Annotated in this window: 20 protein-coding genes; 10 read left to right on the top strand and 10 right to left on the bottom strand. The window is 72.5% G+C overall.

Features of this window, described 5'->3' with window-relative positions; translation table 11 throughout:
* Positions 1–64 precede the first annotated feature (64 nt).
* Both ACIGXE_RS26955 and ACIGXE_RS26950 read right to left on the bottom strand, forming a co-directional pair.
* Positions 65–667 (bottom strand): sigma-70 family RNA polymerase sigma factor, encoded by a 603-nt coding sequence (locus tag ACIGXE_RS26955; protein ID WP_128985087.1) that lies wholly within the window; start codon positions 665–667, stop codon positions 65–67.
* 246 nt (positions 668–913) lie between these two features.
* Positions 914–1525 (bottom strand): response regulator transcription factor, encoded by a 612-nt coding sequence (locus tag ACIGXE_RS26950; protein WP_003948568.1) that lies wholly within the window; start codon positions 1523–1525, stop codon positions 914–916.
* Between the two features lie 462 nt (positions 1526–1987).
* On the opposite strand from ACIGXE_RS26950, the gene ACIGXE_RS26945 reads away from it, so the two are divergent.
* On the top strand, positions 1988–2356 hold the full coding sequence (locus tag ACIGXE_RS26945; protein ID WP_399751448.1) for a WhiB family transcriptional regulator: 369 nt from the start codon (positions 1988–1990) through the stop codon (positions 2354–2356).
* Positions 2357–2808: 452 nt separating this feature from the next.
* Here the strand turns inward: ACIGXE_RS26945 and ACIGXE_RS26940 are convergent, their stop codons facing one another.
* Complete coding sequence (locus tag ACIGXE_RS26940; protein WP_399751447.1) at positions 2809–3726, bottom strand: LysR family transcriptional regulator; 918 nt, start codon at positions 3724–3726, stop codon at positions 2809–2811.
* Between the two features lie 90 nt (positions 3727–3816).
* Between ACIGXE_RS26940 and ACIGXE_RS26935 the strand changes: the two genes are divergently transcribed.
* Complete coding sequence (locus tag ACIGXE_RS26935; protein ID WP_399751446.1) at positions 3817–4485, top strand: MOSC domain-containing protein; 669 nt, start codon at positions 3817–3819, stop codon at positions 4483–4485.
* Between the two features lie 180 nt (positions 4486–4665).
* Positions 4666–5439, top strand: coding sequence for an SDR family NAD(P)-dependent oxidoreductase (locus tag ACIGXE_RS26930; protein ID WP_399751445.1), 774 nt, complete (start codon positions 4666–4668; stop codon positions 5437–5439).
* Positions 5440–5499: 60 nt separating this feature from the next.
* On the opposite strand, the gene ACIGXE_RS26925 is transcribed toward ACIGXE_RS26930, so the two are convergent.
* A complete protein-coding gene (locus ACIGXE_RS26925; protein WP_399751444.1) occupies positions 5500–7047 on the bottom strand; it encodes a right-handed parallel beta-helix repeat-containing protein in 1548 nt (515 codons plus the stop codon).
* Positions 7044–8837: a DUF2264 domain-containing protein gene (locus ACIGXE_RS26920; protein ID WP_399751443.1), complete on the bottom strand. Its 1794-nt coding sequence runs from the start codon at positions 8835–8837 to the stop codon at positions 7044–7046. The genes ACIGXE_RS26925 and ACIGXE_RS26920 overlap by 4 nt, the downstream gene beginning before the upstream one ends.
* 172 nt (positions 8838–9009) lie before the next feature.
* Here ACIGXE_RS26920 and ACIGXE_RS26915 point away from each other — a divergent pair, with 172 nt between their 5' ends.
* From ACIGXE_RS26915 to ACIGXE_RS26890, 6 genes are all read left to right on the top strand, one after another.
* The gene (locus tag ACIGXE_RS26915; protein ID WP_399751442.1) at positions 9010–10122 is read left to right on the top strand and encodes a substrate-binding domain-containing protein; all 1113 of its coding nucleotides are present in this window, start codon (positions 9010–9012) and stop codon (positions 10120–10122) included.
* A gap of 100 nt (positions 10123–10222) precedes the next feature.
* On the top strand, positions 10223–11551 hold the full coding sequence (locus ACIGXE_RS26910; RefSeq protein WP_399751441.1) for an ABC transporter substrate-binding protein: 1329 nt from the start codon (positions 10223–10225) through the stop codon (positions 11549–11551).
* Positions 11552–11555: 4 nt separating this feature from the next.
* Positions 11556–12446 (top strand): carbohydrate ABC transporter permease, encoded by an 891-nt coding sequence (locus ACIGXE_RS26905; protein ID WP_399751440.1) that lies wholly within the window; start codon positions 11556–11558, stop codon positions 12444–12446.
* A gap of 35 nt (positions 12447–12481) precedes the next feature.
* On the top strand, positions 12482–13306 hold the full coding sequence (locus tag ACIGXE_RS26900) for a carbohydrate ABC transporter permease (RefSeq protein WP_399751575.1): 825 nt from the start codon (positions 12482–12484) through the stop codon (positions 13304–13306).
* 17 nt (positions 13307–13323) lie between these two features.
* Positions 13324–14343 carry a hydroxyacid dehydrogenase gene (locus ACIGXE_RS26895; RefSeq protein WP_399751439.1) on the top strand — a complete coding sequence of 340 codons (1020 nt, stop codon included), beginning with the start codon at positions 13324–13326 and terminating at the stop codon, positions 14341–14343.
* A 119-nt stretch (positions 14344–14462) separates the two neighbouring features.
* On the top strand, positions 14463–15161 hold the full coding sequence (locus tag ACIGXE_RS26890) for an ester cyclase (protein ID WP_399751438.1): 699 nt from the start codon (positions 14463–14465) through the stop codon (positions 15159–15161).
* Between the two features lie 90 nt (positions 15162–15251).
* Here ACIGXE_RS26890 and groL read toward each other — a convergent pair whose 3' ends face one another.
* The 4 genes from groL to ACIGXE_RS26870 form a co-directional block, all read right to left on the bottom strand.
* Entirely contained in the window at positions 15252–16880 is a 1629-nt protein-coding gene (gene groL, locus ACIGXE_RS26885; RefSeq protein ID WP_399751437.1) for a chaperonin GroEL, read from the bottom strand.
* Between the two features lie 116 nt (positions 16881–16996).
* Entirely contained in the window at positions 16997–17305 is a 309-nt protein-coding gene (groES, locus tag ACIGXE_RS26880) for a co-chaperone GroES (RefSeq protein WP_057584642.1), read from the bottom strand.
* Between the two features lie 174 nt (positions 17306–17479).
* A complete protein-coding gene (locus tag ACIGXE_RS26875; protein WP_399751436.1) occupies positions 17480–17824 on the bottom strand; it encodes a hypothetical protein in 345 nt (114 codons plus the stop codon).
* The gene (locus ACIGXE_RS26870; RefSeq protein ID WP_399751435.1) at positions 17821–18744 is read right to left on the bottom strand and encodes a polysaccharide deacetylase family protein; all 924 of its coding nucleotides are present in this window, start codon (positions 18742–18744) and stop codon (positions 17821–17823) included. Before ACIGXE_RS26870 ends, ACIGXE_RS26875 begins: the two co-directional genes overlap by 4 nt.
* Before the next feature lie 100 nt (positions 18745–18844).
* On the opposite strand from ACIGXE_RS26870, the gene ACIGXE_RS26865 reads away from it, so the two are divergent.
* On the top strand, positions 18845–20029 hold the full coding sequence (locus ACIGXE_RS26865) for a methyltransferase domain-containing protein (protein WP_399751434.1): 1185 nt from the start codon (positions 18845–18847) through the stop codon (positions 20027–20029).
* Here ACIGXE_RS26865 and ACIGXE_RS26860 read toward each other — a convergent pair.
* Positions 19974–20633 (bottom strand): hypothetical protein, encoded by a 660-nt coding sequence (locus ACIGXE_RS26860; RefSeq protein ID WP_399751433.1) that lies wholly within the window; start codon positions 20631–20633, stop codon positions 19974–19976. The genes ACIGXE_RS26865 and ACIGXE_RS26860 overlap by 56 nt on opposite strands.
* Positions 20634–20873 lie beyond the last annotated feature (240 nt).

Raw genomic sequence — 20873 nt, 5'->3', positions numbered from 1 at the left:
AAGATCAGCGGGAAGCTTTGGACGATCGTACGTGTACGTGAGGGACAGGAGGCCCTCACAACCCTTACTGCTCGGCCAGCGCCCGCAGTCGGCTCAGCGCGCGGTGCTGCGCCACCCGGACGGCCCCCGGGGACATGCCGAGCATCTGCCCGGTCTCCTCGGCGGTCAGCCCGACGGCCACCCGCAGCACGAGCAGCTCGCGCTGGTTCTCCGGCAGGTTGGCGAGCAGCCTCTTGGCCCATTCGGCGTCGTCGCTGAGCAGCGCCCGCTCCTCGGGGCCGAGCGAGTCGTCGGGGCGCTCGGGCATCTCGTCGGAGGGCACCGCCGTCGACCCCGGATGCCGCATGGCGGCCCGCTGGAGGTCGGCGACCTTGTGACCCGCGATGGCGAAGACGAAGGCCTCGAAGGGCCGGCCGGTGTCCTTGTAGCGCGGCAGCGCCATGAGGACGGCCACGCAGACCTCCTGGGCGAGGTCCTCCACGAAGTGGCGGGCGTCACCGGGAAGCCGGTTCAGTCGCGTACGGCAATAGCGCAGGGCGAGGGGGTGCACGCGCGCGAGGAGGTCGTGCGTGGCCTGCTCGTCCCCCTCGACGGCACGGTGAACGAGGGCACCGATCTCCCCCTGCCCGGCGGGCACGGGCGACCCCACGGTCTCGTCGTCGCGCATCGCTCCATGGTGCCTCGGCGCCGCTTCGTTCGCGGCACCGCGTCCGTAGTTGTGCACCGAAGCGTTATGAGCAGGTGCGCCGGGACTCATCTCCTGCGCCCTCCCCTTCCGCTTGTCTTCCGCCGGCTCGCTCGTCTCGTCCCCGAGGAACTCCACGCCTTCAAGGATGCGGCATTCCGCGGGGAAGTGACACAAGCCCACCCCGTCCGCCCCGCGGCGGACGGGGATGCGGCCGGCGGCCGCGGGTCAGCGGACCAGGCCCCAGCGGAATCCGAGCGCCACGGCGTGCGCCCGGTCGGAGGCGCCCAGCTTCTTGAAGAGGCGCCGGGCGTGGGTCTTGACCGTGTCCTCGGAGAGGAAGAGCTCGCGCCCGATCTCCGCGTTGGACCGGCCGTGGCTCATGCCCTCCAGGACCTGGATCTCGCGGGCGGTGAGGGTGGGCGCCGCGCCCATCTCGGCCGAGCGCAGCCGGCGCGGGGCGAGCCGCCAGGTCGGGTCGGCGAGCGCCTGGGTGACGGTGGCCCGCAGCTCGGCGCGCGAGGCGTCCTTGTGCAGATAGCCCCGGGCGCCGGCGGCGACCGCGAGGGCGACGCCGTCCAGGTCCTCGGCGACGGTGAGCATGATGATGCGGGCGCCGGGGTCCGCGGACAGCAGCCGGCGGACGGTCTCGACGCCGCCCAGGCCGGGCATGCGCACGTCCATCAGGATCAGGTCCGAGCGGTCCGCGCCCCAGCGGCGGAGGACTTCCTCGCCGTTGGCCGCGGTGGTCACGCGCTCGACGCCGGGCACGGTCGCGACCGCACGGCGAAGAGCCTCTCGGGCAAGCGGGGAGTCGTCGCAGACGAGGACGGATGTCATGACTGACCTCCGCGGCTCTCGCAGCTGATGCGCGTCACCTTGAGCCTCCAGGGGCTGGTACGTCGGGTCACCTGTGCGGTTGACGCCCTCGGACACCTGCCCGAGCGCTTGTTCCTTCAACCGCCTCCGCACTCTCAACGATGGTCACTCGAAAGAGTTACGGGTCGGACGGCCGCCTTCGGCACTCTACGTGAGCGACCGTACGCGGAGGAGAGCGTCGCAGGTCATCCGTCCTTCGCTTCGAAGCTATGCCCCATTTAGCGGGTTTTCTTCCCTTTTCGCGGTGTCTGTGGCTAGATTCGCAATGAGTCATATTTACATCTACTCAGTCAGTAGTTGTACGGTCGGGTCGAACCCGCGAGAGCGGGTACCCGAGTCCCACGGGGGGCGAAGGGCCCCCAACCGATCAGCCATCCACCCGCCCACCAATCCGTTCGACACGGTTTCAAGGGGACTAGCGCAATGGCAGATTTCTCCCGCCTTCCCGGACCCAACGCCGATCTGTGGGACTGGCAGCTCCTCGCGGCCTGCCGAGGGGTCGACAGCTCCCTGTTCTTCCACCCCGAGGGAGAGCGCGGCGCGGCACGGAGTGCGCGCGAGAACTCGGCGAAAGAGGTCTGCATGCGGTGCCCGGTACGCGCGGAGTGCGCGGCACACGCGCTCGCCGTACGGGAGCCCTACGGCGTCTGGGGCGGCCTCACCGAGGACGAACGCGAGGAGCTCATGGGACGGGCTCGCAACCGCCTGGTCGCGACGTCGGCCACGACCGCGGCCACGACGGCCGCGACGCGGGCGTCGACAGCGAGCTCGGCAGGCGTGGCCCACGCCTGAAGGAACGTTTCTGCTCCGTGAACTGACGGAGGGTCGCACGGAGGGACACATCGGGCCCGGTCACCGCGCCGCGCGCGGCCCGGGGGCGCGCGGCGCGTGACGCCCGCGCGTGACTCCGGTCCGTACGGGCGGCTCAGGGCGCACGGGCGCCGGAGCAGGGGTCCCGTACGGCCGTCACCCGGTCGGCCCGACCCCGGGAGACCGAACGGCCGGACCCGGGAGGGCACTTGTCCCCCGTACGGCGGTGGGGCCGGCACCCGGACGGACGCGGGGCGCTCACTCCGACGGCCCGCACGCCGTCACACCGACGGCCCCGGGCCGGTCACGCGAACGGCCCCTCACGGGTCACCCGGACGGCCCCGTACGCAGGGCCGAACGGGGCGGCGGATCCACCCGTACGGCCGGTGGGCGGACCACCCGTACGGCCGTACCGCCGGATCACTCCAACAGCCCTACGCAGGGGCCGCCGTGGCGCCCGTGCCGCGCGTCGCGGCGCGGGCCAGTTCGTCGAGAGTGGCGGCGACGGCCGGGACCTGGGCCAGGTCCGGAAGGGTCAGCGCCACGATCTCGCGCTCCACGGCGGGCTCCACCGTCACGGTGACGGCTCCCTTCGGCCGAACGGACTCGATCGCGAGCTCCGGCAGCACGGCCACGCCGAGGCCCGCGCCCACCAGGCCCACCACCGCGGGGTAGTCGTCGGTCGCGAAGTCGATCCGGGGCGTGAAGCCCGCGTTCTCGCAGACGTCCACCAACTGGCGGCGGCAGCGCGGGCAGCCCGCGATCCAGGACTCCTCGGCGAGCTCGCCGATCGCGACGGACTCGGCACCGGCGAGCCGGTGCCCCTCCGGGACGAGCCCCACGAGCCGGTCGGCGAGCAGCGGCCGGACCACCAGGTCGTCCCAGGCGTCCGGGCCCGCGCCGTAGCGGAAGGCCAGGGCCACGTCGCAGTCGCCCTCCCGGAGCATCTCCACCGAGCGCGGCGGTTCGGCCTCCACGAGGGAGACCCGGGTGCCGGGGTGGGCGGCGCGCAGCGCGGCGAGCGCGGTGGGGACGAGGGTGGAGCTGCCGCTGGGGAAGGAGACGAGCCGGACCCGGCCGGCCCGCAGGCCCGCGATGGCGGCCACCTCCTCCTCGGCCGCCGTCAGGCCGGCGAGGATGCCGGAGGCGTGCCGGACCAGGGCCTCGCCGGCCTGGGTGAGCCGCATCTCGCGGCCGGTGCGGACGAGCAGCGGGGTGCCGGCGGAGGATTCCAGCGCCTTCATCTGCTGGCTCACCGCGGGCTGGGTGCAGCCCAGCTCCCGCGCGGCGGCGGAGAAGGAGCCGGTGGCGGCGACGGCGCGCAGGACGCGGAGGTGGCGGGCCTCGATCATCTTTCGAGCATAAGCGCCCCTTGGGTGCGGCGGCGAATTTCACAGGTCACCTTTGAGGAACGGCACCGCACGGTCCCCTAGGGTGCGCCCATGGAGCTCTTGAGTGTGAATGTCGGACAGGCCCGGCCGGTCGCCTACACGAACGCCCCCTCGGGGACGACGGGCATCGACAAGCGCCCGGTCACGGGACCCGTACGGGTCGACGGCCCCGCCCCCGGCGCGGCGAGCGGGGTCGCCGGGGACGCCGTGTGCGACCTGCGCTTCCACGGCGGCCCCGACCGGGCCGTCTACGCCTTCGCCCGCGAGGACCTGGACGCGTGGGAGGCCGAGCTCGGCCGCCCGATCACCCCGGGCTCCTTCGGCGAGAACCTCACCACGCGCGGTCTGGACGTCAACAACGCCCTCATAGGCGAGCGCTGGCGGATCGGCGAGGAGGTGGTCCTGGAGGTCACCGGCGGCCGCATCCCCTGCCGCACCTTCGCGGGCTTCGTCGAGGAGGACGGCTGGGTGCGCCGCTTCAACGACTCGACGGCCGGACCGGGCGCGCTGCTCCGGGTGATCGTCCCCGGCGAGATCCGGGCCGGGGACCGGATGGAGATCGTGCACCGTCCCGCCCACGACATCACCGTCGCCCGGCTGCACCACGCCGCGACCGCCGACCGCTCGCGCCTGCCGGAGACGCTGGTGGCGGCCGAGTGGATGGAGTCCGGCCTGCTGGGGCTCGCGCGCACGTACGCGGAGAAGTACGGCGCGCGATAGGGCGGGGGACTGAAGGGCGGCCGCCGGCGCGCGGGCCCGGGTGGGCGCGCGGGCGCGGGTGGGCGCCTCTGGCCCGGGTGGGCGCTCGGACGCGGGTGGGCGCCTCGGGCGGGGGTGGGCGCTCGGGCGCGGCGTTCTCCCACACACGCCGTTCACACGCCGCGGGCTAACGTGCCGCGTATGACGACTGCATTGATTACGGGTGCGACCGCCGGCATCGGCGCCGCCTTCGCGCGGCGGCTCGCCGCGGACGGACATGACGTGGTGCTCGTGGCGCGCGATGTGAAGCGGCTGCGGGAGCAGGCCACCGAGCTGCACGACCGGCACGGGATCGAGGCCGAGGTGCTCGCCGCGGACCTGTCCGAGGAGGAGGGCATCGCGGCCGTCGAGGCGCGGCTGTCCGACGACCGGCGCCCGGTCGATCTCCTGGTGAACAACGCCGGGTTCGGCAACAAGGGCCGCTTCCTCGAGGTCTCCATGGCCGACGAGCTGCGGATGCTGAAGGTGCACTGCGAGGCGGTGCTGCGGCTGACCTCGGCGGCGACCGGGTCGATGCGGTCGCGTGGCCGGGGCGGGGTGGTGAACGTCGCCTCGGTGGCCGCGTTCGTGCCGCGCGGCACGTACGGGGCGTCGAAGGCCTGGGTCGTGCAGTTCACCCAGGGCGCGGCCCGGGACCTGGCGGGCAGCGGGGTGCGCCTGATGGCGCTGTGCCCCGGCTTCGTCCGGACGGAATTCCACGAGCGGGCGGGGATGGGGACGGACAACATCCCGGGCTGGATGTGGCTGGACGCGGACAAGCTGGTGGCCGCGGCGCTCGCCGATCTGGCCCGGGGGCGGACGCTGTCCATCCCCGACCCCCGCTACAAGGCGCTCATGGGCGTGGTGAAGCTGGCCCCGCGCGGGCTGCTCGGCGGGGTGTCGTCGAAGGCGGGGCGCAAGTACGGCCCGCAGTAGGCCCGTACGGGGCCGTCGGCGGGGTCGGTTCACGGAGGCCCGTACGGGGCCGTGAGCGGGTCAGTTCACGCCCGGGCCCTCGTAGGCGCCGATGTTGGGGGGCGACGTCGCGGACACGTCGTTCCCGAACCAGTCCCTGCCGCCGTTGTCCTCGATCGGGGTCCCGGCGGACAGGGCCGGGGAGCCGGGGGCGAGCCGCAGGTCGGGGCGGAGCAGCGGGTCGGCGTCGACGCCTCCCGGATCGGGCCGCGTCATCGCGACGCCGTGGAAGAGGTTGTGGGAGAAGGAGAGCCCGGGGGTCGGGTTCTTGAAGCGGTAGCCGCCGGCCGCGCCCTCGTTGACGAAGATGTTGTTGCTGACGGCGAGTTCGTGGCGGGTGGTGGCGGGGCTGCCGGCGTCGTCCTGGACGAGGTAGCCGGGGACGGTCGTCCGGTTCACGAACGTGTTGTTGTGGATCCTGGTGTCGAGGATGGGGCCCCAGCAGTTCTGGATCAGCCGGGCGCCGTCGTCGACGCTCATGTTGTAGCGGACGACGGTGCCGAGGGTCATGGCGCCGCTGTACGGGCAGATCAGCAGGAAGCCGCCCTTGTTGTCGTGGCTGTGGTTGTACTGGAAGACCGTGTTCCGTGAGGCGCCGTCGGCGTCGAAGGACATGCCGTCCTTGGTGTTGCCGCCGCCCGAGACCTCGTTGGACTCGATCGTGGTGTGGTCGGTGTTGAAGGTCCAGATGCCGGCGTTGGCGGCCTGGGAGCGCAGCTGGAAGCCGTCGACGCGGTTGTGGTCGATCCGGGCGCCCCTGGTGGTGTCGATCTTGATGCCGTCGCCGGCGATCGAGGTCAGGGTGTTGTGGTGGACGCGGACGCCGAGGCTGGGCGTCCAGGGGCCGGGGAAGGCGTTCGGGTCCTGCTGGTTGCCGACGAGCGCGCGCTTGGAGAAGCGCGATTTGAAGTAGACGCCCTCGCGGTCCACGTTCCTGATGTCGTTGTGGTGGATGTCGAGGTCCTCGTACCAGCTGGGCACGGTGCTGCCCTCGACGGCGACGTGGATGGCGCTGGAGCCGGTGAGGGTCTTGAAGTCGCCGCCGCGTACGTCGTGGATGGCGAGGTGGTCGAGCGTGATGCCCCGGGCGGCGCCGTAGTCGGCGAGGCGGAGGCGGACGCCGTTGCGCTCGGTGCCCGGGGCGGCGGCGTTGGTGATCTCCAGGCGGGTCAGCCGCACGTGCTGGGTGTCGGCCAGGAGGACGGTGTCGTGGGCGCCGGCGCCATCGAGCACGGCGCGGCCCGGGGCGTCCCCGTAGTCGGCGATGGTGAAGGGGTACGCGGCGGAGCCCGCGCCCCGCGGCTGGAGCGTGCCGGTGCAGGTGGTGCCGCGCTTGAACAGCAGCCGGTCGCCCGGCCCGTAGGGGTGGGCGTTGGCCTCCGCGAGCGTGGTCCAGGGGTGCCGGACGGTGCCGTCGCCCGGGTCGGCGGGGCTCGTGGCGGCCGAGCAGTCGACGTAGTGGCCGGCGCCGGGCGGGGCGGCGGCGGGGGCGGGGGCGGGGGCGGGGGCGGCCGCCAGGAGTGGCAGGGCGAGAGCGGCGAGGGCGGCGTACGTACGGCGTCGGGTCACTGGTCCTCCGGGGCGGGGGCTTCGAGAGCGAGACGTGCGGTGGTGCCGTTCTGCCAGGTCACGCGCAGCGTGCGGGGGCCCGTGAGCTGGACGGTCGCGAGGGTGGGGGCGGGGGCGGGCTCGGGCTCGGCGGTGAGCGAGGCGAGGGCCACGAAGAGGGTCTCGGGGCCGCTGGTGGTGCCGTGCACGGCGGGGGTACGGGTGGGGCCGGGGCCCTGGAGGGTCGCTCCGGTGGGGAGTTCGGTGACCTCGGGGCCGTAGCCGTGGAGGGGGTGCAGCTGGGAGACGGGCCCGTCGGCGTGCGTGGCCCAGCCGGTCTGCCGTACGGGGGTCCCTTCCGGGGCGCCGAGCACGAGATGCGCGCGGACCTCGGCGCGACCGTGGGCGAGGGTCGCGGAGAGGACCCGGACGCCGGGCAGCGGGGTGTGCAGGGAGGCGGCGCGGTCGGGCCCGGCGCCCAGCGGGGTGGCGGGGCCGCGGGCGGTCGCGGTGCCGTCGGCGCGGAGCAGCGCGAAGTGGTTGTCGGCCGGGTCGGGGGCGGTGGTGGGTCCCGTACGGGTGGAGTAGGCGTGGCGGGCGTAGCCGGCGTCGTCCTCCTCCCCGACGTGGTTGCTGCCGTGGTTGTGGAGGCGCACGAGTCCGTCGGCGGCGGTGCTCTGGACGAGCAGTCCGGTGGGCCCGAGGGGGCGTACGGCGTCGGCGCGTTCGGCGGGGAGCGGCTCCTCGGTGGCGGTCCACACGGGATGGTCGGCGGGGAGCAGCAGGCCGAGGAAGCCCTTGGACGCCCAGTAGGGGGAGCCGGGGCCGGAGTAGGACTGGAGGACGGGCTCGTACGGGCCGTGCCAGCCGAGGGTGAGCCGGCCGCGGGCGTCGGTGGCGCCGCGGTCGAGGAAGTACCGCAGGGCGCCGGAGGCGAGGCGGCGGGTGGCGCCGGGGGTGAGCGGGGTGTGGCCGGTGAGGGCGCCGAGCCAGGGGGCCGCAGCGGCGGCGAAGCGGTAGGTCAGGGAGCGCCCGTACGGGAGCGGGGCGCCGTTGGCGTCGAAGAGGTGGACGTGGTGGTCGAGCTGGGCGCGCAGGCGCGGGCCGTAGCGGTCGAGGAGGGCGCGGTCGCCCGCGAGGTGGGCGTGCAGCACGGGGTAGAAGTGCAGGGCCCAGGCGTTGTAGTGGTCGAAGGCGCGGTTGTCGCCGTCGCTGTACCAGCCGTCGCCGAGCCACCACCGCTCGACGCGGTCGAGGGAGCGCTCGACGGTGGCGGCGGCGCGGTCGGTCTCGATGCCGGCGTCCTGGAGGAAGCCGGCGACGGTGAGGCCGAAGAGCCACCAGTTGTTGTCGACGGGGGACGGGCCGAGGGCCGGGAGCAGCCAGTCGACGGCCCGTTGGCGGACGCGGTCGTCGAGCCGGTCCCACAGGCGGGTGCGGGTGAGGCGCAGGGCGAGGGCGACGGAGGCGGACTCGACGACCGCCTGGCGGGTGTCGGCCATGAGGGGCCAGGACTCCGGGCCGTCGGTCCCGGGCCGTTCCGTGCCGGCGGCGAGTCCTTCGGCGTAGCGGTCGAGGTGGGCGGCGTCACCGAGGAGGGCGGCGAGGAGGAAGGTGCGGGCGTAGCCCTCCAGGCCGTCGGAGCGGGGGCCGGACCAGCTGGGGCGGGGTCCGGGGAGGTCGATGAGGCCGCCGCGGGGCGAGGCGTGCGGGCGGACGGCGTGCAGGAGACGCCCGGCGGTGTCCTCCCAGTGCGCCCGGGTCCAGCCGGTGTACGGGCTGAGCTCACGGTTCTCGGGCGGCGTGGGCATGATGCTCCCTGGAACTCGCTGGGGACCTCGGCGTCGCCCGGAATCCTGGAGACGGTTCGATCGAACGTCAAGAGGGAACGGAGCGAATGATCGAAACTCCTTCCGTTCGATCATTTCGCCCGAGCCTGGTCTAAGGTCGGGTGACCACCACCACCGCAAGGGGGAACGCACCGTGCGCGAGAGTGCCGCCGAACGACACGACCGACTGCTGGCCCTGGTGCGCGAGCGCGGCACGGCCCGCGTCTCCGACCTGGCCGGACTGCTCGGGGTCTCCCCCGTGACCGCGCGCCGGGACGTCGAGGCGCTGGCCGCGAAGGGCCTGCTCGACCGGGTGCACGGCCAGGTCTCCTGGCCCGGCGGCACGGCCACGGGCGCGGGCGCCGGGCCCGCCGGCGGCGGCCTGGTGCTCGGCCTGCTCGCGCCCTCCGCCACGTACTACTTCGCCGAGGTCATCCGGGGCGCCCACGAGGCCGCGGCCCGGGCCGGCGCCCGACTCATCCTGCGGATCTCCGACTACCGGCCCGAGGAGGACCGGGCCCGCACCGAGGGCCTGCTCGCGGCGGGCGCCGAGGGCGTGCTGGTCGCACCCGGCTGGCGCGGCCCGGAGGACCGGCGCGCGTACGGGGACTGGCTGGCCGAACTGCCGGTGCCGGCCGTGCTCCTGGAGCGCCGGGCCGCGCCGGGCACCCCGATCGACGGCCTGGACCGGGTGTCGTCGGACCACGCGCACGGGGTGCTGCTCGCCGTGCGCCACCTGCTGGGACTCGGCCACGCGACCCCGCTCCTGGTGGCCCGCGGGGACAGCCCGACGGCCCTCGCCGTGCGGGCCGGGTACGCGGAGGCGCTGGAGGCCCTGGACCTGAAGGCGCCGCGCGCCGTGATCGACTCCGTACCGGCCGAGACCGATCCGGAGGGCTTCGAGCGGGCGGTCCGGGCCCTGCACGAGGCGGTGACCTCGGGACGCGCGAGCGCGGCGCTGGTCCACAACGACGTGGACGCGATCCAGATGGTGCAGCGGCTCGCCGAGCTGGGCGTGCGGGTGCCCGAGGACCTGGCCCTGATCGCGTACGACGACGAGGTCGCCGCGCTGGCCGACATCCCGCTCACGGCGGTCGCCCCGCCCAAGCGGCAGGTGGGCCGGCACGGTACGGAACTCCTGGTCGAGCGGCTGACGGAGGGGGCCGGCGAGGAGTCCGCGCGGCGGCATCTGAGCCTGCTCCCGCGGCTGCGCGTGCGGGACTCGTGCGGGGCGGGCGCGGAGGCAACCGCACCACGATCGGTCTGATCTTTTTTCGATCAATCAATCTTTCGCTCTTGACTTCGCTCAGGAAGCGCCCCAGGATCACGGCCATCCCCGTCCACGCCCCCGTGTCAGGAGCCGTGCCGTGAGCCGTAGTTGGAATCCCCGGAGCAGAGCCGCCCGCGTCATGGCCGGCACCGCCACCGCCCTGGCCGTTCTCACGGCCTGCGGCGGCGGTGGTGGTGCCGACGCCGGCAAGGGCACCGCGAACGAGCCGGTCACCATCACCTTCTGGGGCTGGGCCAAGGGCTCCAAGGACGTCGTCCAGGCCTTCAACGCCTCCCACAAGAACATCCAGGTGAAGTTCGAGGAGATCCCCTCCGGCACCGCCGGCGGCTACGCCAAGATCTCCAACGCGGTGAAGGCGGGCAACGCCCCCGACCTGGTCTCCATCGAGTACTCCTCGCTCCCCGAGTTCGTCTCCTCCGGCGCGCTGCAGGACATCGGCGGCGAGTTCACCGAGCAGGACCGCGCCAAGCTGCTGCCGCAGGCCGTGGACCTCACCACCCTCGGCGGCAAGACCTGGGCGGTGCCCTTCGACGCCGCCCCGCAGGCCTTCTACTACCGCAAGGACCTCTTCGCGAAGTACCAGGTCGCCGTCCCCAAGACCTGGGACGAGTTCAGGTCGGCCGCGGAGAAGGTGCGGAAGGCCGACGCCAAGACCCGCATCGCCACCTTCTTCCCCGACGACCCCACCACCTTCGAGGCCATGGCCTGGCAGGCGGGCGCCCAGTGGTTCAAGGCCGAGAACGACACCTGGAAGATCGACACGACCGACCCGGCCACCACCAAGGTCGCCGCCTACTGGCAGGGCCTCCTCGACGCCGACCTCGTCCACAAGAACGCCTCCTTCAGCCCCGAGTGGACCGGCTCCCTCAAGAACGGCACCACCATCGGCTACCTCGGCGCCTCCTGGGGCGCGGGCGTCCTCAAGGGCACCCTGCCCGAGCAGAGCGGCAAGTGGGCCGTCGCCCCCATGCCGAACTGGGGCACCCCCGCCAGCGGCATGCTCGGCGGCACCTCCTTCGCCGTGACCAAGGACAGCGACAAGAAGGCCGCGGCCGTCGAGTTCGCCGAGTGGATGTCCACCACCGAGGCCGGCGTGAAGGCCCGTATCTCCTCCGGCACCTCCAGTGCCTTCCCCGCCGCCACCGCGCTGCGCCCGGTCGCCAAGTCGGTCTTCGACGCGAGCTACTACGGCGGCCAGGACATCTACGCCCTCTTCGAGGAGGCCGGCGCCTCCATCGACGAGAACTGGGCGTGGGGCCCCACCACCGGCACCACCAACACCACCATCAAGGACCAGTTCGGCAGGATCGCCAAGGGCGGCCCCGGCATCACCGACGCGATCAAGGCCGGCCACGACGCCACCGTCGCCGAACTCACCAAGCGCGGCCTGAAGGTCGAGGGCTGACCCGGTGAAGGCCCGCACCCGCGCGGCGGCGACCCTGCTGACCCCGTTCTTCCTGCTCTTCACCGCGGTGATGGTGGTGCCGATCGGCTACGCGGTCTGGCTCAGCCTCTTCACCGAGAAGCAGTCGGGACTCGGCTTCGGCGGCACCGAGACCGTCTTCAGCGGACTCGACAACTACACCGCGGCGCTGGGTGACCGGGCCTTCCGCGAGGGCTTCGGCGTGCTGCTCGGATACTGCCTGCTCTACATTCCGCTGCTGCTCGCCGGGGCCCTCGGCCTCGCCCTGCTGCTCGACTCCACGCTGGCCCGCGCCCGCCGCTTCTTCCAGCTCGCGCTCTTCCTGCCACACGCCGTCCCCGGCATCATCGCCGCGCTGATCTGGGTCTACCTCTACACGCCCCAGCTCAGCCCGGTCGTCCAGGCCATGGAGACCGGCGGCGTCGGCTTCGACTTCTTCTCCCCCGAGGGCTCCCTCCCCTCCGTCGTCAACATCGCGCTGTGGGAGTGGCTCGGCTACAACATGGTGATCTTCTACGCCGCCCTGCAGGCCATCGACCGCTCCGTCCTGGAGGCCGCCACCGTCGACGGCGCCGGCGCCTGGCGGACCGCCCTCGCCATCAAACTCCCGCTGATCAAGGCGTCCCTGGCGATGGTCGCCCTCTTCACCGTCATCGGATCGCTCCAGCTCTTCACCGAGCCGCTCATCCTCAACAAGGGCACCGGCTCGGCCGTCACCTCGACCTGGACCCCCAACATGTACGCCTACACCGCCGCGTTCGACCGGAACGACTACGGCCTCGCCGCGGCCGCGTCCGTCCTGCTCGCCCTGACGGCCGCACTGCTCTCCTTCGCCGTCACCCGCCTGACCGGCCGCCGGAAGGGGAAGACCGCGTGAGCACCCCCCGTACCGCCCGCACCCGCTCCGTCTGGATGTCGACGACGGCCGTCAACGGCGCCCTCCTCCTCGCCGTCGTCTACATGGTCTTCCCCCTCGTCTGGCTGCTGACCGCCGCCACCAAGGACGCGGGCGGGCTCCTCGCCGGAAACGCCTTCTCCTTCGAGGGCTTCGACCTCGGCGGCAACCTCTCCCGGCTCGCCACCTACAACGACGGCGTCTACTTCCACTGGTACCTGAACAGCCTGCTCTACGCGGGCCTCGGCGCCCTCGCCTGCTCGCTGATCAGCGTCGCCGCCGGCTACGCCTTCGACAAGTACGACTTCCGGGGCAAGGAGAAGCTGTTCGGCGTCGTGCTGCTCGGCGTGCTCGTCCCCACCACGGCCCTCGCGCTGCCCATGTACCTGCTCGCCAGCGAGGTGGGCATCGTCAACACCTACTGGGCCGTGCTCGTCCCCGTCCTCGTCAACCCCTTCGGCGTCTACCTCGCCCGGGTCTTCAGCGCCGGCTACATACCCGACGAGGCCCTGGAGGCCGCCCGTATCGACGGGGCCGGTGAGCTGCGGACCTTCTGGTCCATCGGGCTCCGCATGGTCATGCCCGGTTTCGTGACCGTCTTCCTCTTCCAGTTCACCGCGATCTGGAACAACTTCTTCCTCCCCCTGGTGATGCTCTCCGACCAGAAGCTCTTCCCGCTGAGCCTCGGCCTCTACGCGTGGAACAGCAACGCCCACGCCGAACCCGACTTCTACCCCCTCGTCGTCACCGGATCCCTGCTCGCCGTCATCCCCCTGGTCGTCGCCTTCGTCTCCCTCCAGCGCCACTGGAAGGCGGGTCTGACCGCCGGCAGCGTCAAGTGAGGAACACAGGTCCCACGATGCACCCGACCACCGACAACCGCCCCTCCCTCCTCCTCGCGATGGGCCCGGGCGTCGCCGAACGCCTCCTCACCGAGGACCACCGGGCCCGGCTCGCCGGGCTCACCCGCACCGACCCGCACCTGGTCGGCCACGACCTGACGGCGCCCACCCCCGAGGTGGCCGCGGCCCTCGCCGAGGCCGAGCTCCTCCTCACCTGCTGGGGCGCCACCCCGCTCACCGCCGAGGTCCTGGGTCGCGCCCCGCGCCTCAAGGCCGTCGTCCACGCGGCCGGCTCGGTCAAGCACCACATCACCGACGCCTGCTGGGACCGCGGCATCCGCGTCACCTCGGCGGCGGCCGCCAACGCGCTGCCCGTCGCCGAGTACACGCTCGCCGCGATCCTCCTCGCCGGGAAGCAGGTGCTGCGCTCCGCCCAGCGGTACGCCGCGCTCCGCACCGACCAGGCCTGGCTCACCGAATCCGCCGGCTGGGGCAACTACCGCAGGACCGTCGGCATCGTCGGCGCCTCCCGCATCGGCCGCCGGGTCCTCGACCTGCTCCGCCCCTTCGACCTCCGGGTCCTCCTCTACGACCCGTACGTGACGGCCCCACCGCCCGGCGTCGAGCTGGTGGGCCTCGACGAACTGTGCGCCCGCAGCACGGTCGTCTCGGTCCACGCGCCCCAACTCCCCGCCACCCACCGCATGATCGGCGCCGCGCAGCTCGCCGCGATGCCCGACGGCGCGACCCTGATCAACACCGCCCGCGGCTCCCTCGTCGACGAGGACGCCCTGCTCCCCCACCTCCGCTCGGGCCGCCTGCACGCGATCCTCGACGTCACGGACCCCGAACTCCCCCCGCCGGACTCCCCGCTCTACGACCTCCCCAACGTCCTCCTCACCCCGCACGTCGCCGGCTCCCTCGGCAACGAACTCCACCGCATGGCCGACCAGGCCCTGGAGGAGGTGGCCCGGTACGGCCGGGGGGAGCCGTTCGCGGAGGAGGTACGGGCCTCGGACCTGCAGCGCTCGGCGTAGTCGGCCGGCCTCTTCGAGGGCGACCGGAAGGCATGCGCCCCGTGCTGCCAGGGCACTCCGGCCCCCCGGACCTAAAATGGAAGGGTTCGAGCGGTCCGGGAGCGGCTCCGGGAGGCGCCATGACCTTCGTACAGATCATCGACTGCAAGACCAGCGACGTCGACGGGCTGAACCGGCTCATGGACCGGTGGGTCGAGCAGACCAAGGGCAGGCGCACCGCCACGCACAGCATGGTCGGCAAGGACCGCTCCGACGCCTCGCATGTCGTGGAGATCGTCGAATTCCCCTCGTACGACGTGGCCATGCGCAATTCGCAGCTCCCCGAGACCGATCGGATCTTCCGGGAGATGGTGGCGCTCTGCGACGAGATGCCGACCTTCACGGACCTCGACGTGGTGCGGGACGAGGCGCTGTACAAGGCCAACGCCCGGCGCTTCTTCGAGATGCTCGCCGACGAGCCGGAGCTGGCGCTGCTCGACGAGGTGATCGCCGAGGGCTATCACGACCACGACCCGACCAACGAGCAGGACACCATCGGCATGGACGCCATGCGGCGCGAGATCGAGATGTGGCGGGGCGGCTTCGACTTCTCCTTCACGGTGGAGGACCAGATCGCCGAGGGCGACCGGGTCTGCACCCGCTGGAGCTGGCAGGGCACCCACACCGGGGACTTCATGGGCCTGCAGCCCACCGGCATGAGGGTGTCCATGACCGGCGCGGTCATCCACCGCTTCCGGGACGACGGGAAGATCGTGGAGGGATGGTGGCAGTACGACCTGCTCGGGCTGATGGGGCAGCTGGGGGCCGTGGAGGCCTGAGCGCCCGCGGGCACGGGCGAGGCCCGGTGCTCCCGCGACGGGAGCACCGGGCCTCGTGACGTTCAGGCGTCAGGCCTTGACGTTCGGACGTCAGTGGGAGTGGCCGTGACCGTGGCCGTGGCCGTGGTCCGCCGGCTCCTCCTCCTTCTTCTCCACCACGAGGGTCTCGGTGGTGAGGAGCAGGGAGGCGATCGAGGCGGCGTTCTCCAGAGCGGAGCGCGTCACCTTCACCGGGTCGATGACGCCGGCCTTGACCAGGTCGCCGTACTCGCCGGTCGCGGCGTTGAAGCCCTGGCCCTTGTCGAGCTCCGCCACCTTCGCGGTGATGACGTAGCCCTCGAGGCCGGCGTTCTCGGCGATCCAGCGCAGCGGCTCGACGGCGGCGCGGCGGACGACGGAGACACCGGTCGCCTCGTCGCCGGTCTTGTCGAGGTTGCCCTCGAGGACCTTGACGGCGTGGACGAGCGCGGAGCCACCACCGGAGACGATGCCCTCCTCGACCGCGGCGCGGGTCGCGGAGATGGCGTCCTCCAGACGGTGCTTCTTCTCCTTCAGCTCCACCTCGGTGGCGGCGCCGACCTTGATCACGCACACGCCGCCGGCCAGCTTCGCGAGGCGCTCCTGGAGCTTCTCGCGGTCCCAGTCGGAGTCCGTGGCCTCGATCTCGGCCTTGATCTGGTTGACGCGGCCGAGGACGTCCTCGGAGGAGCCGGCGCCGTCCACGATCGTGGTGTCGTCCTTGGAGACGGTCACGCGGCGGGCGGTGCCCAGCACGTCCAGACCGGCCTGGTCGAGCTTGAGGCCGACCTCCTCGGAGATGACGGTGGCACCGGTGAGGGTGGCCATGTCCTGGAGCATCGCCTTGCGGCGGTCACCGAAGCCGGGCGCCTTGACGGCGACGGCGTTGAAGGTGCCACGGATCTTGTTGACGACGAGGGTGGAGAGGGCCTCGCCCTCGACGTCCTCGGCGATGATCAGCAGCGGCTTGGAGCCACCGGCCTGGATGACCTTCTCGAGCAGCGGCAGGAGGTCCTGGATGGAGGAGATCTTGCCCTGGTTGATCAGGATGTACGGGTCGTCGAGGACGGCCTCCATACGCTCCTGGTCGGTCACCATGTACGGGGACAGGTAGCCCTTGTCGAAGGCCATGCCCTCGGTGAAGTCGAGCTCCAGGCCGAAGGTGTTGGACTCCTCGACGGTGATGACACCGTCCTTGCCGACCTTGTCCATCGCCTCGGCGATGAGCTCGCCGACCTGCTGGTCCTGCGCGGAGAGCGCGGCGACGGCGGCGATGTCCGACTTGTCGTCGATCGGGCGCGCGGTGGCGAGCAGCTCGTCGGAGACGGCCTTGACGGCGGCGTCGATGCCCTTCTTCAGGGCGGCCGGGGAGGCGCCGGCGGCGACGTTGCGCAGACCCTCGCGGACCAGGGCCTGGGCGAGCACGGTGGCGGTGGTGGTGCCGTCACCCGCGATGTCGTTGGTCTTGGTCGCCACCTCCTTCACCAGCTGGGCGCCGAGGTTCTCGTACGGGTCCTCGATCTCGACCTCGCGGGCGATCGTGACACCGTCGTTGGTGATGGTGGGGGCGCCGAACTTCTTGTCGATGACGACGTTGCGACCCTTGGGGCCGATCGTCACCTTCACCGTGTCGGCCAGCTTGTTGACGCCGCGCTCAAGGGCGCGACGGGCGTCCTCGTCGAACTTCAGGATCTTCGCCATGGGAGCGATTCAGCCCTCTCGGAAATCGTAGAAAAAACCGCGCCCCTGAACGCCCGCGGAGATACCAGGGGGTCAGGGGCGCAGCTCAAAGCATCTGGTTCAGGTGCCTTGGTGACTTACTTCTCGATGATCGCGAGCACGTCGCGAGCCGAGAGGACGAGGAACTCCTCGCCGTTGTACTTCACCTCGGTGCCGCCGTACTTGCTGTAGAGCACGACATCGCCGACCTTGACGTCGAGCGGCAGGCGCTCGCCGTTCTCGAAGCGGCCCGGACCCACGGCGAGGACGGCGCCCTCCTGGGGCTTCTCCTTCGCGGTGTCCGGAATGACCAGGCCAGAGGCGGTGGTCTGCTCGGCGTCGAGCGGCTGGACCACGATGCGGTCCTCGAGCGGCTTGATGGCAACCTTGGAGCTGGTGGTCGTCACGATCCGACCTCCCCCTTCGGAGATCTCACGGGGTTAACTGTCTGAGGTGGCGACCAGGTGGATCCGTCGTCGCGGGTGCCGGACCTGCCCGTCGCTGTGTTGGCACTCTCCTGTGGGGAGTGCCAGAGCCGAGACTATGACCGCGATTAGCACTCGGTCAAGCGGAGTGCCAATTCACGACCCCGTGGCGCGAACGACCGCGCTCACCTCACCGCTCTCCGGGGGAACGCCCGGGCGGAGCTCGTGGTTCCGTACGAGCGAGGACGCGGGCCGGGACCCGGGCCGGGCCGCGGGCGGGGACGGGTCCGAAGGCGTGGCCGACGCGGGGGGCGCGGAAGGCGCGGAGGGTCCGGCCGCCGGCGGGCGGGCCGCCCGGTCGCGGTGCGGCCGCGGGGAGACCTTCTCGGCCGCCTTGCGGCCGAGCCGCTCGATCGGGTCGACCGAGGACGCGCACGCCGGCAGGGCGAACAGCGCGCCGGTCAGGGCCAGGGCGGCGGTCAGCCGGCGCGCCCGGCTCATACGTAGTCCTCGAGCTTCGCCACCGCGTACCCCTTGTCCGTGACGGTCTTCAGCACCCTCCGGATCATGTCCGGCATCGTGCCCTTCCAGTCGTGCTTGCCCCGGAAGTGCGTCAGGATGATGTCGCCCGGGTGCAGGTCCCGGTCCCACTCGCGCCACTCCATGTGGTCGACGAAGGCCTCGGACGCCCACAGCGGGACCGCCTTGACGCCGCAGGACTTCGCCGCGCGCAGGGTGTCCTCGTTGTAGTTGCCGTACGGCGGGCGGAAGAGCGGAGGCCGTGTGCCGAACTGCTTCTGCATGATGTCCTGCATCCCGCAGATCTGCCGCTTCTGGGCGTCGTAGTCGAGGCCGGGCAGATAGGGGTGGGTCAGGGTGTGGTTGTGCAGGGACACCCCGGAGTCCCGCATCTTCTCGAAGTAGCCGTAGTCGTCCTTGACCAGGTAATTGCTGAGGAACGCGCTGTACGGGATCTTCAGGTCGCTCATCATGCGCAGCAGCTCGGGGTCCTTCTCCGCCCCGTCGTCGATCGTCAGGAAGACGACCTTCTGCTTGGTCGGCACGGTGGTGAAGACCGGCGGCAGGCCCTCCCCGTCGGTCTCGAAGCCCTTGCGGGTGGTGATCCTCGGCTTCACCGCGGGCGGCTCGGGCGCGTCGAGCGGGGGCTTGGCCAGGCCCCACTTCCTGGCCGCGGCGACCCGGGCGGCGCGCGCCTTGCGGACCCGTTCGACATACGCGTTCAGCGCGGCGGCCGCGCCTTCCGCGCGCTGCTGACCGGCGGCCGGCTTCGCGGGCTCGGGCTGATCGCCGGCCCCCGGGTCGGCGCAGGCGGAGCCGAGCGCGGCGACCAGCAGGACGGCCCCGACCGTCCGTACGGACCGGAACACGACCTTCTGTTCTTTTTGTCGTACTAGCTGCATGGCGCCGCATCCTGTCAGCGCCACGCCCCTCCGGGGCGCCGACACCACCGGCGGGCCCGCACCATCCCCCGGGCGGCCCACACCTCCCCCGACCAGCACAATGGGACGGGTGACCGATCTCGCCGCCTTCACCGCCCTGCTCGCACCCGAGGGGCAGGCCCTCCTCGACGCGCTGCGCGACTACGACCCCGCCCAGGAGCTGGCGGTCGCCTCCCGGCTGCGCCGCGACCACCCCGCCGAACTCGTCTCGGCGGCGCTCGGGCAGGCCCGGCTGCGGCAGCGGGCGGTCGCCAAGTTCGGGGCCGAGGACGCGTACCGGATGTACTTCACGCCCAACGGCGTCGAGCAGTCCACCCGGGCGAGCGTCGGCGCCTACCGGGCGGCCCGGCTGAAGGCGCTCGGCGTCGGCAGCGTGGCGGACCTCTGCTCCGGCATCGGCGGCGACGCGGTCGCGCTGGCCCGCGCCGGGATCTCGGTCCTCGCCGTCGACCGCGACCCGGTCACCGCGGCGGCGGCCCGGGCGAACGCGGCCGCGCTCGGGCTCGCGGACCTGATCGAGGTGCGCTGCGCGGACGTGACGGAGATCGACACCAGCCCGTACGACGCGGTCTTCGTCGACCCGGCACGGCGCGGCGGCCGCGGCCGGGTCTTCGACCCCGAGGCCTACTCGCCGCCGCTCTCCTGGGCGGTGGAAGCGGCCCGCAAGGCCCCGCACGCCGCCCTCAAGATCGCCCCCGGCGTCCCGCACGAGGCCGTGCCGGAGGAGGCCGAGGCGGAGTGGATCTCGGACGGCGGCGACGTGAAGGAGGCCGTGCTGTGGTTCGGCACCGAACCCGGCGCCCGCCGCGCGACCCTCCTGCCCGCCGGCACGTCCCTGCTCGGCCAGGGCCTGCCCGACCCCCCGGTCCGCCCGGTCGGCCGCTACCTCTACGAGCCGGACGGCGCGGTCATCCGCGCCCACCTGGTCGCCGACGTGGCCCGGGAGCTCGACGGCGGCCTGATCGACGAGACCATCGCGTACGTCACGGCCGACACGCTCACCCCGACCCCGTACGCCGCCGCCTACGAGATCACCGACGAACTCCCCTTCAACCTCAAGAAGCTGAAGGCCCTGCTGCGGGAGCGCGAGGTCGGCATCCTCACGGTCAAGAAGCGCGGCTCGGCCGTCGAACCCGAGGAGATCCGCCGCAAGGTGAAGCCCAAGGGCCCCCACGCGGCGACGGTCCTGCTCACTCGGGTCGCGGGAGCCCCGACGATGTTGATCGGACACCCGGCCGGCCGGTGAGGCGGATCGCCAGGCGGTAGTGCGCGACGGCCTTCGCGAGGCCGATCAGGCCGGTGATCCAGAGGCCGAGGCCGGCGCCCATGCCGTAGACGACGAGCGGGTAACCGCCGTTGTCCCGCGTGGTGTGGGCCGCGACCGCGAACGAGGCCCAGAGGCCCGTCGCGCACAGGGCGAAGGACAGCAGCAGCCAGCAGGCGCTCAGCACGGGAGCGCGGAGCCGGGCGTCGGTCGGGGGGTCGGAGTCGAGCACGGCCCACTGCACGAGCCGCTCGCGGGCGACCCGGTCGCGCAGCACACCGCGCACGGTCATCCAGACGGCCGGGGTCAGGGCGCAGATCCCGGCGATCCCGCAGAACAGTCCGAACAGCAGGGTGAGCGGATCGGCCCCTCCGCCGCCGCCGAAGGCGGCCAGAGCGATCCCGACGAGCCCCCAGCCGAACTCCAGGAGCAGCAGCCACACCAGAAACAGCGTCAGCCGCCCGATCCCGAGCAGCCGGCGCCCGAGCACGTCCAGCACCAGCGCCCGTTCGGCGAGCCGCGCCTCCCGATCGGGCCGGCTCCGGAACTCGGCGGGCGACGGCGGGGGCGGTGGCAGATTCGACATGCCGAGAAGCCTAGGGCGTGCCCTTCTCCCCACTCACCGCCCGTCCGCAGGCCCCGGGCCCGCCCGCGCAGCCCAGCACCCCGTCCGCAGGCCCCGGCCGGCCGCGCCGCCCGGCGCCCCGTCCGCGAGCCCCCGCCGGTCCGCATTGCCCACCGCCCGTCCGCAGGCCCCGACCGCCCGCGCCGGCAGCACCCTGTCCGCGGTCCCCGGGCCCGCCCGCGCCGCCCAGCACCCAGTCCA

The organism is Streptomyces sp. NPDC053431, from assembly GCF_044544925.1.
Lineage (GTDB): Bacteria > Actinomycetota > Actinomycetes > Streptomycetales > Streptomycetaceae > Streptomyces.
Note: the sequence above shows the minus strand (reverse complement) of the source record. Positions and strands in the feature narration are given on the sequence as shown.

What these genes read in the sequence shown, in the direction of transcription:
- ACIGXE_RS26900 (WP_399751575.1), top strand. Translation starts at nt 12,482, where the DNA reads ATGTCGACGACGGCCGTCAACGGCGCCCTCCTCCTCGCCGTCGTCTAC.
- ACIGXE_RS26930 (WP_399751445.1), top strand. Translation starts at nt 4,666, where the DNA reads ATGACGACTGCATTGATTACGGGTGCGACCGCCGGCATCGGCGCCGCC.
- ACIGXE_RS26870 (WP_399751435.1), bottom strand. Translation starts at nt 18,744, where the DNA reads ATGCAGCTAGTACGACAAAAAGAACAGAAGGTCGTGTTCCGGTCCGTA.
- ACIGXE_RS26920 (WP_399751443.1), bottom strand. Translation starts at nt 8,837, where the DNA reads ATGCCCACGCCGCCCGAGAACCGTGAGCTCAGCCCGTACACCGGCTGG.
- ACIGXE_RS26875 (WP_399751436.1), bottom strand. Translation starts at nt 17,824, where the DNA reads ATGAGCCGGGCGCGCCGGCTGACCGCCGCCCTGGCCCTGACCGGCGCG.
- ACIGXE_RS26945 (WP_399751448.1), top strand. Translation starts at nt 1,988, where the DNA reads ATGGCAGATTTCTCCCGCCTTCCCGGACCCAACGCCGATCTGTGGGAC.
- groL (WP_399751437.1), bottom strand. Translation starts at nt 16,880, where the DNA reads ATGGCGAAGATCCTGAAGTTCGACGAGGACGCCCGTCGCGCCCTTGAG.
- ACIGXE_RS26940 (WP_399751447.1), bottom strand. Translation starts at nt 3,726, where the DNA reads ATGATCGAGGCCCGCCACCTCCGCGTCCTGCGCGCCGTCGCCGCCACC.
- ACIGXE_RS26865 (WP_399751434.1), top strand. Translation starts at nt 18,845, where the DNA reads ATGGGACGGGTGACCGATCTCGCCGCCTTCACCGCCCTGCTCGCACCC.
- ACIGXE_RS26955 (WP_128985087.1), bottom strand. Translation starts at nt 667, where the DNA reads ATGCGCGACGACGAGACCGTGGGGTCGCCCGTGCCCGCCGGGCAGGGG.
- ACIGXE_RS26890 (WP_399751438.1), top strand. Translation starts at nt 14,463, where the DNA reads ATGACCTTCGTACAGATCATCGACTGCAAGACCAGCGACGTCGACGGG.
- ACIGXE_RS26950 (WP_003948568.1), bottom strand. Translation starts at nt 1,525, where the DNA reads ATGACATCCGTCCTCGTCTGCGACGACTCCCCGCTTGCCCGAGAGGCT.
- ACIGXE_RS26895 (WP_399751439.1), top strand. Translation starts at nt 13,324, where the DNA reads ATGCACCCGACCACCGACAACCGCCCCTCCCTCCTCCTCGCGATGGGC.
- ACIGXE_RS26935 (WP_399751446.1), top strand. Translation starts at nt 3,817, where the DNA reads ATGGAGCTCTTGAGTGTGAATGTCGGACAGGCCCGGCCGGTCGCCTAC.
- ACIGXE_RS26860 (WP_399751433.1), bottom strand. Translation starts at nt 20,633, where the DNA reads ATGTCGAATCTGCCACCGCCCCCGCCGTCGCCCGCCGAGTTCCGGAGC.